Source organism: Azospirillum sp. TSH58 (genome assembly GCF_003119115.1).
Classification (GTDB): domain Bacteria; phylum Pseudomonadota; class Alphaproteobacteria; order Azospirillales; family Azospirillaceae; genus Azospirillum.
In genome coordinates, this window is sequence record NZ_CP022367.1 from 55408 (window position 1) to 69166 (window position 13759).

Genomic DNA, 13759 nt, shown 5'->3' on the forward strand with positions numbered 1-13759 from the left:
TCACCCCAGATGCTCCAGCAGCAGGAACAGCCCGAGCGCCAGCAGACCGAGGAAGAAGCAGCGCCGGAACACCTCCGCCCGCACCCGCCGGCGGAGGCTCTGGCCGAGCGCCATCCCGGCCAGGGCCGGCAGCAGCGACGCCAGTGATCCCCAGGCCAGCGTGCCGTCGAACAGCCCGTGCTGCGCCAGCCCGGCGGCCAGCGCCAGAGTGGACACCGTGAAGGACAGGCCGAGCGCCTGGATCAGCCGGTCGCGCTCCAGCTCCAGCGCCTGGAGGTAGGGCACGGCGGGGATGACGAAGACCCCGGTTGCCGCCGTCACCACCCCGGTCGCCACGCCGACCAGCGGCGACAGCCAGGATTCCGCAGCCGGCGGCACCCGCAGCGGCAGCTTCACCAGACCGGCCACGGCGTAGAGCGCCAGCGCTCCGCCCAACGCCGCGGCAGCCTGCCCCGAGGAGGCGCCGGCCAGCAGCCCCGCCCCGGCCCAGGTGCCCAGCGTGATCCCCAGCATCATCGGCCAGAACCGCTCGATGGTGGCGCCCAGGCCGGGGCCGAAGGCCAACTGCCAGAGATTCGTCACCAGCGAAGGCACGATGAGGATCACCGCCGCCTCGGCGGGCGGCATGACGAGGCCGAGCAGACCCATGGCGACGGTCGGCAGGCCCAGGCCGATCATGCCCTTGACGAACCCGGCCAGCAGGAAGGTGAAGGCCATGGCGGCGACGATGAGGAGAGGAAGGTCGGTCATGATCACCACTTGAAGCCCGGCGACGGCTTCCGGCAATGTGGATGTCACGCAGCCAGCCTTCGGCTCCAACGAAGGCTGAACCTCCGCCGGAGACCGCGCCCATGCGCTTCGACCTGACCGACCTGCGGCTGTTCCTGAACGTGGCGGAGGCGGAGAGCATCACCCACGGCGCGGAGCGCACGCACCTCGCCCTCGCCTCCGCGAGCGCGCGCATCCGCGGCATGGAGGAGACGCTCGGCGTGCCGCTGCTGGAGCGCGGGCGGCGCGGCGTCAGCCCGACCCCGGCGGGACAGGCGCTCGTCCACCACGCCCGGCTTCTCCTCCAGCAGGTGGAGCGGATGCGGGGCGAGCTGGGCGATTACGCGAAGGGGCTGAAGGGGCATGTCCGGCTGCTGTCCAACACCGCCGCCCTGGCCGAATTCCTGCCCGAGGCCCTGGCGCCCTTCCTGGCCGCCCACCCGAACATCGACATAGATCTGGAGGAGAGGCCCAGCCACGAGATCGTGCGGGCGGTTGCGGAGGGGCTGGCCGACGCCGGGGTGGTGTCCGACCACGCCGACCTGTCGGGACTTGAGGCCTTTCCCTTCCGCACCGACCGCATGGTGCTGGTCACGCCGCACGGCCACCCGCTGGCGAACCGCCGCAACGTCGCCTTGCGCGAGGTTCTGGAGGAGGATTTCGTCGGGCTGGCGGCGCGCAACGCCCTTCAGCAGCACATCAACGAGCACGCCATCCGCGCCGGCCACCCGCTGAAGCTGCGCGTGCGCGTGCGAGGCTTCGACGGGATCTGCCGGATGGTCGAGCAGGGGGTGGGGCTCGGCATCGTCCCGGAAGCCTCGGCGAAACGCTGCCGCCGCTTCACGAAGATCCGCACGGTGCGCCTCACCGATCCCTGGGCGGTGCGCTCGCTGGTCGTCTGCGTCCGCCGGCTGGACGCCCTGCCCGGCCACAGCCGCGAGTTGGTGAAGCGGCTGGCGGGCGTACCGCCATGCGCAACCCCCTCACCCTGACCCTCTCCCCGGAGGGGAGAGGGGAATCGCTCCGAGGAGCGGGATGGCGTTCCCTCATTCCGCTCCCGGCACCGGGTGCGGCGCCTCCGGGGCGACTCCGCCGCGGCGCTTCCACAGGCGGGTGACCGCGTTGCCGGCGTCCTCCATGTAGAGGAACAGCACCGGCGTGATGTAGAGGGTCAGGATCTGCGACACGCACAGGCCGCCGACCACCGCGAGGCCGAGCGGCTGGCGAAGCTCCGCGGCGGCGCCGTGGGCCACGGCGATGGGCAGGGTGCCCATGATCGCCGCCATCGTCGTCATCATGATCGGGCGGAAGCGCAGCAGACAGGCCTGCTCGATCGCCTCGCGCGCGGTCATGCCCTGGTTGCGCTGCGCGTCGATGGCGAAGTCGATCATCATGATCGCGTTCTTCTTCACGATGCCGATCAGCATCAGGATGCCGATGATCGCGATGACGCTCAGCTCCTGCCCGAACACCATCAGCGTGGCGAGCGCCCCGATGGCCGCGGACGGCAGGCCGGACAGGATGGTCAGCGGGTGGATGAAGCTCTCGTACAGCACGCCGAGAACGATGTAGATCACCAGCACCGCCGCCAGCAGCAGCAGACCCTGGCTCTTCTGCGCGTCCTCGAACACCTGGGCGGTGCCGGCGAAGCCGGTGGTGATGCCCGGCGGCAGGGCCATCTCAAGCTCCGCCTGCCGGACGGCGTTCACCGCCTCGCCCAGCGAATGGCCGGGCGCCACGTTGAAGGACAGGGTGACGGCGGGAAGCTGGCCCTGATGGTTGACCGTCAGCGGCCCGGCGGTGCGCTGCACGCTGGCGAAGGCATCCAGCGGCACCAGCTTGCCGGAGCCGGAGCGCACATAGATGCGCGACAGGGCGTTGTCGTCCTGCTGGTACTTCGGCGCCAGCTCGATCAGCACCTGATAGTCGTTGGTCGGCGTGTAGATCGTCGAGACCTGCCGCTGGCCGAAGGCGCTGTAGAGGGTGGAACGCACCTGATCGATGCCGATGCCCAGCGTGGCGGCCTTCTCCCGGTCCACATGCACATAGGCCTGTGGGCTGTTGAGCTGGAGGTCGCTGGTCACGTCCTGAAGGATCGGGATGTCGTGCATCGCCCGCTCCAGCCGTCCGGACCAGGCGTAAAGCTCCTCCGTGTTCAGGCCCTGGATCGTGTACTGGAACTCGTTCTTGGACGAACGGCCGCCGATGCGCAGATTCTGCACCGGCTGCATGTAGACCGCCATGCCGGGAATGCCGGCGAGCTGGCGGCGAAGCTGCTGGATCACCTCGCCCGCCGGCGGGCGCTCGGCGCGCGGCTTCAGCACGACGAACATGCGGCCGGTGTTGACCGAATTGCCGCCGATGGCGACCGACGAGGTCATGTCGGCCACCGCCGGGTGGGCCTGGATGATCCGCGCCACCTCCTGCTGCCGCTCGGCCATGGCCGGGAAGGAGATGTCGGGGGCCGCCTCCGTCGAGACGGTGATCTGGCCGATGTCCTCGGTCGGGAAGAAGCCCTTGGGGATCGCCTGGAACAGCAGGGCGGAGCCGACCACCGTCGCGATCATGACGAGCCCCATCACCGGGCGGTGCCTCAGCGCCAGCCGCAGGGTCACGGCGTAGCCGCGGTGCAGCGCGCTGAACCCGCCCTCCAGGACGCGCCCGAACCAGCCCTCCTTGGCGCCGTGCGGCTCGTGGGTCAGCATGCGCGCGCACATCATCGGTGTCAGGGTCAGCGCCACGAAGGCCGACGCGCTGATCGCCATGGTCACCACCAGGGCGAACTCGTGGAAGACACGCCCGACCACACCGCCCATCAGCAGGATCGGGATGAAGACCGCCACCAGCGACACGGTGATGGAGATGATGGTGAAGCCGATCTCGCGCGAGCCCTTCAGGGCCGCCTCGAAGGGCTGCATCCCCTCTTCGACGTAGCGGACGATGTTCTCCATCATCACGATGGCGTCATCGACGACGAGGCCGACCGCCAGCGTCAGCGCCATCAGCGAGATGTTGTCGATGGAGAAGCCCATCAGATGCATCCCGCCCGCCGTCGCGATCAGCGAGATCGGGACGGTCAGCGCCGGGATCATCGTCGCCGTCAGCCGGCGCAGGAACAGGAAGATGACCAGCACGACCAGCGCGATGGTCAGGCCCAGCGTGAACTGCACGTCCTCCACCGCCTCGCGGATCGAGGTGGAACGGTCGTTCACCACCTCCACCTTCGCGCTGGGCGGAAGCTGCGCGCGGAAAGTGGGCAGCAGGTTGCGCACCCGGTCCACCACGTCCACCGTGTTGGCGTCGGGCTGGCGCTGCACGGCCATGACGATTGCGCGGGTGCCGTTGTGCCAGCTCGCCGTGCGGGCGTTCTCCACGCTGTCCAGCACGTTCGCCACGTCGCCCAGCCGGACCGGGGCGCCGTTGCGGTAGGCGACGATCAGGCCGCGGAAGGCCTCGGCGTCGGGAAGCTGCGGGTTGGCGGCGAGGACGAGCTGCTGCTTGGCGCCGGACAGCGTGCCGACCGGGGTGTTGGCGTTGGCGGCGGCCAGCGCCTTCTGAAGCTCGTCGATGCCGATGCCGCGCACCGCCAGCGCGTTGGGGTCCACCTGCACGCGCACGGCGTATTTCTGCGCGCCGTAGATCTGCACCTGGGCGACGCCCGGCAGGGTGGCGACCTTGGGCTGGACCGCGGTTTCCGCGAAGTCGTTCAGCGAGGACAGCGTCAGCGTCGGCGACGAGAGCGCCAGCATCAGCACCGGCTGGTCGGCCGGGTTCACCTTGCGGTAGCTGGGCGCGGTGGTCATCTCCGCCGGCAGGCGGCGCTGGGTGCGGGCGATGGCCGCCTGCACGTCCTGGGCGGCGGCGTCGATGTCGCGCTCCAGAACGAACTGGATGGTGATGGAGGTGTTGCCGAGGCTCGACGTCGAGGTGATCGTGTCGATGCCGGCGATGGTCGAGAACTCGCGCTCCAGCGGGCTGGCGACCGAAGCCGCCATGGTCTCCGGGCTGGCGCCGGGCAGCGTGGCGGAGACGTTGATGACCGGGAAGTCGACCCGCGGCAGCGCCGCGACGGGCAACTGGCGGTAGGCCGCGAGGCCCCCCAGAACCAGCGCCGCCGTCAACAGGATGGTCATCACCGGACGGCGGATGCACAGCTCCGAGAGGGTCATGACGCGCCTCCGGTGAGCGGAGCCTTGCCGTTGGCGCCCTCCTTGCCGCCGTTCTTGGCGGCGGCGACCTTGGCGCCGGGATAGAGGCGGGACTGGCCATCGACCACCACGCGCTCACCGGCCTGAAGCCCGTCGGCGATGACGACGAGGCCGTCCTGGCTGCGCGCCACGGCGATGTTGCGGATCTCCACCGTGTCGTCCGGCTTGACCACATAGACGAACCGGCCCTGCTGGCCGGTCTGCACCGCCTCCTCCGGCAGGGTCAGGGCCTGCGGCTCGACCCGCAGGGTCAGGACCACATCGACGAACTGGCCGGGCCACAGCCGGGTGTCGGCGTTGGTGAACTGGCCCTTCACCAGGATCGTGCCGGTCTGCTGGTCGACCTGGCTGTCCACGAAGTTCAGGACGCCCTCGGCCGGGGGAACGGCGGCGCCGGGAATGCCGGCGGTGACCGCCAGCGTGCTCGTCTCCATCGCCGCGCGGATGGTCGGCAGGTGGCGTTCCGGAACGTTGAAGGCGACGGTGATCGGGCGGAGCTGGGTCAGCGTGACCAGCGGCGTGGCGTCCGCCCCGCGCACCATCGTGCCGGGCTTGGCGTTCACGGCGCCGGTGCGCCCGTCCATGGGGGCGGTGATGCGGGTGAAGCTGAGCGACACCTTGGCCGCCTCGATGGCCGCCTGACCGGCCTTCACCGTGGCCTCCAGCGCGTCGGCGGCGGCCACGGCGGCGTCGTACTGCTGGCGGGCCACGGTGTTGGAGCGGACGAGCTGCTCGTAGCGCTTCACGTCGCCGCGCGCCTTGTCGAGATTGGCGCGGTCGCGCTCCAGATTGGCCTGGGCCTGACGGAGCTGCGCCTCCAGCGCGCGGGAGTCGAGGGTGAACAGCAGGTCGCCCGCCTTCACCTCCTGCCCCTCGGTGAAGTGGACCGTCTCGACGACCGAATCGACGCGTGCCTTGATGGCGATGGCGGCCACCGGCTGGACCGAGCCGATGGTGCCCAGCCGCTCCGGCACCGCGCGCCTCTCGGCCGCCTGGATGACCACCGGCAGCGCGCGCGGTCCCGCCGGGGTGGCGGCCTTCGCGGTCTGCGCGTCGGCCCCGCCCGCCCGGTGCGTGTACCAGTAGCCGCCACCGATCAGCGCGGCCAGCAGGAGCGCAAACAGCACTATGCGTTTCGTCACATCGAACTCCCGGTAGGGCTGCCCGGTCCGGCCGGAGCGCACCATCCTGCCACAAGGCAATGCGGCCCATTATCGCAGGAGAGGCTTTGCAGGTTAATGTCCATCCTACAGCCAATTGGTAACAGACTGTAACAGCGGCTATGGGCTGCGGAGCGATTCGGCGATGCTGGACCTAAAGAACTTGGAAGCCTTCGTGTGGATCGCCCGTCTGGGCGGCTTCCGCGCCGCGGCTGGGCGGCTGAACACCACCCAGCCGGCCATCTCCGCCCGCATCGCCCAGCTGGAAAAGGAGCTGGGCGTCCAGCTGTTCAACCGCGGCACGCGGCGGGTCACCCTGACGCTGAAGGGCATGGAACTGCTGGACCACGCCGAGCGGATGCTGACGCTCCAGGCCGAGCTGGTGCACGCGGTCGCCGAATCGACGACCCTGCGCGGGCTGATCCGGCTGGGCGTGGCGGAAACCATCGTCCACACCTGGCTGAGCCGGCTGATCGAGCGGCTGCACAACCGCTTCCCGCTGGTCAGCCTGGAGATCGAGGTCGACACCTCCATCCACCTGCGCAACGGGCTGCTGGCGCACGACCTCGACATCGCCTTCATGCTGGGACCGGTGGCAGAGCCGGACATGCGCAACCACGCGCTGAGCAGCTACCCCATGGCCTGGGTGGCCAGCCCGTCGCTTGACCTGCCCGCCGGGCGGCTGGGGCTGGCCGATCTGGCGCGCTATCCGGTCATCACCTTTTCCCGCCAGACCAAGCCGTCGGTGGCCATCCAGCAGATGTTCAAGCGGCCCGGCCTGCCGCCGCTGCGCTTCTACGGCAACAGCTCGCTCGCCAGCATCGTGCGGATGACCCTGGACGGCATCGGCATCAGCGCCATCCCGCCCGCGGTGATCGAGCGCGAACTGGCCGAGGGGCTGCTGCGGCTGATCCCGGCGGAGGACCCGCTGCCCGACCTCGACTTCACCATCTGCCACCCGGTGGACAGCGACAACCCGCTGGTGCCCATCGTGGCCGACATGGCCTTGGAGATCGTGCGGGCGCAACGGCATGGGGCGCCCACTGATAAACGCCGTTTATCGCAAACGATCCAAAATGAAAATTTGACGGATCGGACGGATGCGTGAACCCTTAGGACACAACAGTCCGGTCACCGAGGTTTTGCCCGCCATGCAGTCCGTGACCCCAAACACCTCATCTCCGCCCGGCACCGCTACCGCCGCCCTGCTGGCCCGTCTGGCGATCCGCCGGGGAGAGCATCGCGGGCCGACCGCCGGACTGGCGCCCGGCCATGTGCAGGCAAACCTCGCCATCGTCCCCGCAGCGGTGGCTCCCGCCTTCGAACGCTTCTGCCGCGCCAATCCGGTGCCCTGCCCTCTGCTGGCCGTGTCGAAGCCCGGCGACCACCGCTTCGCGGAGCTTGGCGCGGACCTCGACCTGCGCACCGACTTCCCGCGCTACCGCGTCTACCGCGATGGCCTGCTGGCGGAGGAGCCGGAGAACCTGCTGTCGGTCTGGCGCGACGATCTGGTCGCCTTCGCCATCGGCTGCTCCTTCTCCTTCGAGGAGGCCCTGCTCGCCGCCGGCCTGCCGGTCCGCCACATCGAGCGCGGCTGCAACGTGCCGATGTACGTGACCGACCGGGACTGCGTGGCCGTCCCGCCCTTCGCCGGCCGGATGGTCGTGTCGATGCGCCCGATGACGCCCGCGCAGGCCGAACGCGCCGCCGCGGTGACCGGGCGCTACGCCGCCGTCCACGGCGCGCCGGTGCACATCGGCGACCCGGCGGCGCTCGGCATCCGCGACCTGTCGCGGCCGGAGTTCGGCGACGCCGTTCCGCTCGGCCCCGGCGAGGTCCCCGTCTTCTGGGCCTGCGGGGTCACCCCCCAGGTGGCGCTCGCCGCCGCCCGCCTGCCCTTCGCCATCGCCCACAGCCCCGGACACATGCTGGTCACCGACCGGCTGAACGCCGAGCTGGAGGGCGTGTCCCCTACGGTCGCGCAACTCTTCAGACAAGAACAGGGAGCTTCATGACATGACCGCGATCACCCTGCGTACCCGCCTCGCCGCCGCCGCCTTCGGCGTCGGCCTCTGCGCCACCCCGGTCGCGGCCTTCGCCGAGACCTGGGACATGCCGACCCCCTACCCCGACACGAACCTGCACACCATCACGGTGCGCCAGTTCGCCGAGGACGTGAAGGCGGCGACAAACGGCAAGATCCTGATCACCGTCCATTCCAACGGCTCGCTGGTCAAGCATCCGGAGATTAAGCGCGCGGTCCAGTCGGGCCAGGCCCAGATCGGCGAGGTGCTCATCAGCTCCTGGGCGAACGAGGACCCGCTCTACGGCCTCGATTCCGTGCCCTTCCTGGCGACCGACTTCGCCGCCTCGAAGAAGCTCTACGAGGTGTCGAAGCCCTACCTGGAGAAGAAGCTGGAGCGTCAGCGCCTGAAGCTCCTCTACTCGATTCCGTGGCCGCCGCAGGGCCTCTACGTGAAGCAGGAGATCGCCTCCGTCGCCGATCTGAAGGGGCAGAAGTTCCGCGCCTACAACCCGGCGACCACCCGCATCGCCGAGCTGGCCGGCGCCGTGCCGACCAAGATCGAGGCCGCCGAGGTGTCGCAGGCCTTCGGCACCGGCATCGTCACCGCCATGATGACCTCCGCCGCCACCGGCGTCGACACCAAGGCATGGGACTTCGTGAACGTCTATTACGACGTGCAGGCCTGGCTGCCGCGCAACATGGTGTTCGTCAGCACCGAGGTCTGGAAGGGCCTGGACGACGCCACGAAGAAGGCCGTCGAGCAGGCCGCCGCCAAGGCCGAGGCCACCGGCTGGACCGAGTGGGAGAAGAAGACGGCGGAGCTGAACAAGACGCTGTCCGGCAACGGCATGAAGGTGCTGACCCCGTCCCCGGCGATCAAGGACGGCTTCGCCGCCATCGGCAAGACGATGACCGAGGAGTGGACCAAGGCCGCCGGCGCCGACGGCGAGGCGATCGTTTCGGCGTTCCGGAAGTAAGCGGCGGCGACGCTTGCCCCCACCCTAACCCTCCCCCGCTTCGCAGGGGAGGGGATTTGAACTCCCTCCCCTGCGTCAGCGGGGGAGGGCCGGGGTGGGGGCAACACGCCCACCACCACAAAAAACACCCCCCGCCCTACCCGGAGGTGGTCGCTCCATGCGCACCGCATTGACCTTCCTTTACCGCGCCGCCGAGATCCTGGGCGCGGTGTTCCTGGTGCTGATCGCCGTGCTGATCGTGTCCCAGGTGTTCGCCCGGCTGGCCAACCGCATGGTGCCGGGAGCCGACGAGTTGGCCGGCTACTGCATGGCCGCCTCCTTCTTCCTGATGCTGGGTCCGGCGCTGCGCCGCGGCGCGCACATCCGCGTCGGCGTGCTGGTCGACCGGCTGCGCGGCGGGCCCCGCCGGCTCGTGGAGCTGATCTGCCTCGGCTTCGGCACGGCGCTCAGCGGCTATTTCGCGTGGTACTGGCTGCGCATGACCTACGATTCCTACGACTTCGGCGATCTGGGACAGGGGGTTCTGCCCATCCCGCTGTGGATTCCGCAGGCCGCCATGGGCGTCGGGCTGGTGATCCTCGTGATCGCCTTCCTGGACGACCTGCTGGCGGTGATCCAGGGACGCGAGGCGTCCTACCAAAGCGCCGGCATGCAGAGCGAGGGCTGACCGATGGACCAGACGACCGCTTCCATCGTCGTCGTGGTGACGATGCTCCTGATGCTGGGGACCGGCATCTGGGTGGCGCTGGCGCTGGCCGGCGTCGGCTTCGTCGCCATGGCGCTGTTCACCACACGCCCCGTCGGCATGGTCATGGCGACCAACATCTGGGGCGCCAGCACGAGCTGGACCCTGACCGCCCTGCCCCTGTTCATCTGGATGGGCGAGATCCTGTTCCGAACGCGCATCTCGTCGGACATGTTCAAGGGGCTGGCGCCATGGACGGGCTGGCTGCCGGGGCGGCTGATGCACGTCAACATCGTCGGCTGCACGATCTTCGCCGCCGTCTCCGGCTCCTCCGCCGCGACCGCCGCGACCATCGGGCGGATGACCATCCCGGAACTGACCCGGCGCGGCTACGACCCGATGATGATCGTCGGCTCGCTGGCCGGCGCCGGCACGCTGGGCCTGCTGATCCCGCCCTCGATCATCATGATCGTCTACGGGGTGGCGGCGGACGTATCCATCGCGCGCCTCTTCATCGCCGGGGTCATTCCGGGCATCGTGCTGACCGGCCTGTTCATGCTCTATGTCGGCGGCTGGTCCCTGCTGAATCCCGACCGGGTGCCGCCGCGGGAGGCGCGCCAGAGCTTCATGGAGAAGATCCGCGACACCGGGTCGCTGATCCCCGTCATGCTGCTGATCGCCGGCGTGCTCGGCTCCATCTACGCGGGCATCGCCACGCCGACGGAGGCCGCGGGCATCGGCGTCCTGGGATCGCTGCTGCTGGCGCTGGTGACCGGCACGATGAGCTGGGCGACCTTCCGCGACAGCGTGCTGGGCGCGGCCCACACCTCCTGCATGATCGGCTTCATCCTGGCGGGGGCAGCCTTCCTGACCGTCGCCATGGGCTACACCGGCATCCCGCGCCTGCTGGCGGAGTGGATCACCTCCATGCAGCTCTCCACCGCGTCGCTGCTGGTCGTGCTGACCCTGTTCTTCATCGTCATGGGCTGCTTCCTGGACGGCATCTCGATGGTCGTGCTGACCACCTCGGTCATCCTGCCCATGGTGCAGAACGCCGGGATCGACCTGCTGTGGTTCGGCATCTACATCATCATCGTGGTGGAGATGGCCCAGATCACCCCGCCGGTGGGCTTCAACCTGTTCGTCCTGCAATCGATGACGGGCAAGAACATCTTCACCATCGCCAAGGCCAGCCTGCCCTTCTTCCTGATGATGATCGTCATGGTGTTCCTGCTCTGGATCTTCCCGGGCATGGTGTCGTGGCTGCCCTCGCTGATGATCGGGTGAGGAGCGGCATCATGGACGTCCGTTTCACCACGGCGGGCGACACGGCCTTCAACGTGGAGTTCGGCGAGGGCATCGACCGCCCCACCAACGCCCGCGTCATGGCCCTGCACGCCCGGCTGAAGCTGGCCGCCCTGCCGGGTCTGGTGGAGACGGTGCCGACCTTCCGCTCGCTCCAGGTGGTCTACGACCCGGCGGCGACCAGCCGCCGGGAGGTCCAGGCCGCCGTGGAGGCGGAACTGGCCCACACCGGGGACGCGCCGGCCGAAGGCACCCTGTGGCGCCTGCCCGTCTGCTACGACCCCGATCTGGGACCGGACCTCGCGGAGCTGTCCGCGTCGCTCGGCCTGTCGGCGGACCGGCTGGTCGACCTCCACGGGTCGACGGAGTATTTCGTCTACATGCTGGGCTTCATGCCGGGCTTCGCCTACATGGGGGACCTGCCGGCGGAGCTGGAGAAGCCGCGGCGCGGCGAGCCGCGGGTCCGCGTGCCGGCGGGGTCGGTCGCCACCGCCGGGCGGCTGACCACCGTCTATCCCTGGGAGAGTCCCGGCGGCTGGCACCTGATCGGGCGCTGCCCGGTGCCGCTCTACGACGGCGCCCGCCCCTCCCCGGTCCTGCTGGCCGCGGGCGACCGGGTGCGGTTCGAGGCGGTGGACCGCGCCCGTTTCGACGCCCTGTCCGCCGAGACCGCCGCCGGGCGCTTCGATCCCGACACGCTGAGGGCCGCACCATGAACCCGCCCTCCCTTGCCCCCTGCCTCACGGTCGTCCGGCCGGGGCTGTTCGCCACCATCCAGGACCTCGGCCGCTTCGGCCATCAGGAACTCGGCATGCCGGTGGCCGGCGCGCTCGACCCCATCGGCCTCCGCCTCGCCAACGCGCTGGTCGGCAACCCGGCGGGCGCGGCGGGGGTGGAGATCGCTCTGCTCGGCCCCGCCCTGAAGGTGGAGGCCGACGGCGTGCGCGTCGCCATCGTCGGCCCGATGGCGCTGAGCCTGGAGCGCGAGGGGCAATCGCCCCAGCCGCTGGAACCCCACCGCAGCCACACGCTGGCGCGCGGCGACGTGCTGAAGCTGGGCGCCGTCACCGGGGCGGCGGTCGCCTATCTGGCGGTGGCCGGCGGCTTCGCGCTGGAACCGTTCCTGGGCAGCCTGTCCACCTATGTGCGCGCCGGCATCGGGCCGCTCGGCGGCAAGCCGCTGGGCGACGGGACGCGCCTGCCGCTCAACCGCAGCGACGCCCCGCCGGGCGCCGACGTGGAACTGCCGGAGCCGCCGGACTATGGCGGCGGGCCGGTGCGGGTGGTCCTCGGCCCGCAGGAGGACCGCTTCACGGCGGAGGCGGTGGAGACCTTCCTGTCGGCGACCTACCGCGTCGGCAAGGACGCCGACCGCATGGGCCTGCGGCTCGACGGCCCGACGCTGGCCCACACCGGCTCCGCCGACATTCCGTCCGACGGGCTGGTCACCGGCTCCATCCAGGTGCCGGGCAACGGCCAGCCGATCCTTCTGCTGAACGACCACCAGACGGCGGGCGGCTACGCCAAGATCGCCACGGTGATCTCCGCCGACTTGCCCCGCGTCGGCCGGCTGAGCCCCGGCGGCGCCCTGAGCTTCCGCGCCGTCACGGTGGAGGAGGCGGAGGCCATCCGTCGGCGGCAGGAGCAGACCATCGCGGCCTGGATCCGCGCCATCCGCCCGGTGCGCCCGGCGGGCGGCGTCGATCTGGAGGCGCTCTACGCGGAAAACCTCGTGTCCGGGGTCGTCGACATCGTCAACGGCAACGGCGACATCCTGAACCGGGAAAACATGTGCGGGAGGGCACCATGACCATCACCGTGAACCTGAACGCCGACCTGGGCGAAGGGTTCGGCGCCTACGACATCGGCGACGACGAGTCCATGCTGGGCATCGTCGCGTCCGCCAACATCGCCTGCGGCTTCCACGCCGGCGACCCGCTGGTGATGACGCGGACCGTCCGGAACGCGGTGGCGAAGGGCGTCAGCCTGGGCGCCCACCCCTCCTACCCCGATCTCCAGGGCTTCGGGCGCCGCCCCCTGCGGATGTCGGCGGCGGAGGTCGAGGCGATGGTCGCCTACCAGATCGGCGCGCTGATGGGGATCGCCGCCGCCAGCGGCGGTTCGGTCACCCATGTGAAGGCGCACGGCGCCCTGAACAACATGGCGGCTGTGGACGAGGGGCTGGCCCTGGCGATCGGGCGGGCGATCAAGGGCGTCGATCCATCCCTGATCTACCTCGCCACCGCCGGGTCGGAAATGGCGCGGGCCGGGCGCACGCTGGGCCTGCCCACGGCGGAGGAGGTCTTCGCCGACCGCGCCTATGACGACAACGGCAACCTCGTGCCGCGCGGCCAGCCCGGCGCGATGATCCACGATCCGGACGTGGCGGCCGCCAACGTCCTGCGCATGCTGGAGGAGGGCGTGATCCTGTCGGTCACCGGCACGCGCATCCCCTGCACCGTCCATTCCGTGTGCGTCCACGGCGACGAGCCGAGCGCCGTCGCCATGGCCAGCAACCTGCGCCGCACGCTGGAGGCCAAGGGGGTCCGCATCGTCCCCCTGCCGGAGCTGCGGGACCGCTTCTAAAGCGAATTTTCATTCGCTTTAGAATCATATGGCCTTATTCGCCG

12 protein-coding genes are annotated in these 13759 nt (G+C 70.0%); 9 read left to right on the plus strand and 3 right to left on the minus strand.

The window, feature by feature from the left end; genetic code table 11:
• Positions 1–750, minus strand: a complete 750-nt coding sequence (locus tag TSH58p_RS21875; RefSeq protein ID WP_109069571.1) for a sulfite exporter TauE/SafE family protein — start codon at positions 748–750, stop codon at positions 1–3.
• A 101-nt stretch (positions 751–851) separates the two neighbouring features.
• Here TSH58p_RS21875 and TSH58p_RS21880 point away from each other — a divergent pair, with 101 nt between their 5' ends.
• Complete coding sequence (locus tag TSH58p_RS21880; RefSeq protein ID WP_109069486.1) at positions 852–1760, plus strand: LysR substrate-binding domain-containing protein; 909 nt, start codon at positions 852–854, stop codon at positions 1758–1760.
• A gap of 54 nt (positions 1761–1814) precedes the next feature.
• On the opposite strand, the gene TSH58p_RS21885 is transcribed toward TSH58p_RS21880, so the two are convergent.
• Both TSH58p_RS21885 and TSH58p_RS21890 read right to left on the minus strand, forming a co-directional pair.
• Positions 1815–4937, minus strand: a complete 3123-nt coding sequence (locus TSH58p_RS21885; protein WP_109069487.1) for an efflux RND transporter permease subunit — start codon at positions 4935–4937, stop codon at positions 1815–1817.
• Positions 4934–6118, minus strand: a complete 1185-nt coding sequence (locus TSH58p_RS21890) for an efflux RND transporter periplasmic adaptor subunit (RefSeq protein ID WP_247873971.1) — start codon at positions 6116–6118, stop codon at positions 4934–4936. Before TSH58p_RS21890 ends, TSH58p_RS21885 begins: the two co-directional genes overlap by 4 nt.
• Before the next feature lie 163 nt (positions 6119–6281).
• On the opposite strand from TSH58p_RS21890, the gene TSH58p_RS21895 reads away from it, so the two are divergent.
• The 8 genes from TSH58p_RS21895 (at position 6282) to TSH58p_RS21935 (ending at position 13715) form a co-directional block, all read left to right on the plus strand.
• Positions 6282–7244 (plus strand): LysR family transcriptional regulator, encoded by a 963-nt coding sequence (locus TSH58p_RS21895; protein WP_109069489.1) that lies wholly within the window; start codon positions 6282–6284, stop codon positions 7242–7244.
• Between the two features lie 43 nt (positions 7245–7287).
• A complete protein-coding gene (locus TSH58p_RS21900; RefSeq protein WP_109069490.1) occupies positions 7288–8151 on the plus strand; it encodes a putative hydro-lyase in 864 nt (287 codons plus the stop codon).
• A 1-nt stretch (position 8152) separates the two neighbouring features.
• The gene (locus TSH58p_RS21905; RefSeq protein ID WP_109069491.1) at positions 8153–9139 is read left to right on the plus strand and encodes a TRAP transporter substrate-binding protein; all 987 of its coding nucleotides are present in this window, start codon (positions 8153–8155) and stop codon (positions 9137–9139) included.
• Between the two features lie 157 nt (positions 9140–9296).
• Complete coding sequence (locus tag TSH58p_RS21915) at positions 9297–9806, plus strand: TRAP transporter small permease (RefSeq protein ID WP_109069493.1); 510 nt, start codon at positions 9297–9299, stop codon at positions 9804–9806.
• A gap of 3 nt (positions 9807–9809) precedes the next feature.
• The gene (locus TSH58p_RS21920) at positions 9810–11111 is read left to right on the plus strand and encodes a TRAP transporter large permease (protein ID WP_109069494.1); all 1302 of its coding nucleotides are present in this window, start codon (positions 9810–9812) and stop codon (positions 11109–11111) included.
• An 11-nt stretch (positions 11112–11122) separates the two neighbouring features.
• Positions 11123–11845: a 5-oxoprolinase subunit PxpB gene (gene pxpB, locus TSH58p_RS21925; protein ID WP_109069495.1), complete on the plus strand. Its 723-nt coding sequence runs from the start codon at positions 11123–11125 to the stop codon at positions 11843–11845.
• Entirely contained in the window at positions 11842–12939 is a 1098-nt protein-coding gene (locus TSH58p_RS21930; RefSeq protein ID WP_109069496.1) for a biotin-dependent carboxyltransferase family protein, read from the plus strand. Before pxpB ends, TSH58p_RS21930 begins: the two co-directional genes overlap by 4 nt.
• Complete coding sequence (locus tag TSH58p_RS21935; protein WP_109069572.1) at positions 12936–13715, plus strand: LamB/YcsF family protein; 780 nt, start codon at positions 12936–12938, stop codon at positions 13713–13715. Before TSH58p_RS21930 ends, TSH58p_RS21935 begins: the two co-directional genes overlap by 4 nt.
• Positions 13716–13759 lie beyond the last annotated feature (44 nt).

What these genes read in the sequence shown, in the direction of transcription:
- TSH58p_RS21895 (WP_109069489.1), top strand. Translation starts at nt 6,282, where the DNA reads ATGCTGGACCTAAAGAACTTGGAAGCCTTCGTGTGGATCGCCCGTCTG.
- TSH58p_RS21935 (WP_109069572.1), top strand. Translation starts at nt 12,936, where the DNA reads ATGACCATCACCGTGAACCTGAACGCCGACCTGGGCGAAGGGTTCGGC.
- TSH58p_RS21880 (WP_109069486.1), top strand. Translation starts at nt 852, where the DNA reads ATGCGCTTCGACCTGACCGACCTGCGGCTGTTCCTGAACGTGGCGGAG.
- pxpB (WP_109069495.1), top strand. Translation starts at nt 11,123, where the DNA reads ATGGACGTCCGTTTCACCACGGCGGGCGACACGGCCTTCAACGTGGAG.
- TSH58p_RS21900 (WP_109069490.1), top strand. Translation starts at nt 7,288, where the DNA reads ATGCAGTCCGTGACCCCAAACACCTCATCTCCGCCCGGCACCGCTACC.
- TSH58p_RS21905 (WP_109069491.1), top strand. Translation starts at nt 8,153, where the DNA reads ATGACCGCGATCACCCTGCGTACCCGCCTCGCCGCCGCCGCCTTCGGC.
- TSH58p_RS21930 (WP_109069496.1), top strand. Translation starts at nt 11,842, where the DNA reads ATGAACCCGCCCTCCCTTGCCCCCTGCCTCACGGTCGTCCGGCCGGGG.
- TSH58p_RS21885 (WP_109069487.1), bottom strand. Translation starts at nt 4,937, where the DNA reads ATGACCCTCTCGGAGCTGTGCATCCGCCGTCCGGTGATGACCATCCTG.
- TSH58p_RS21915 (WP_109069493.1), top strand. Translation starts at nt 9,297, where the DNA reads ATGCGCACCGCATTGACCTTCCTTTACCGCGCCGCCGAGATCCTGGGC.
- TSH58p_RS21920 (WP_109069494.1), top strand. Translation starts at nt 9,810, where the DNA reads ATGGACCAGACGACCGCTTCCATCGTCGTCGTGGTGACGATGCTCCTG.
- TSH58p_RS21875 (WP_109069571.1), bottom strand. Translation starts at nt 750, where the DNA reads ATGACCGACCTTCCTCTCCTCATCGTCGCCGCCATGGCCTTCACCTTC.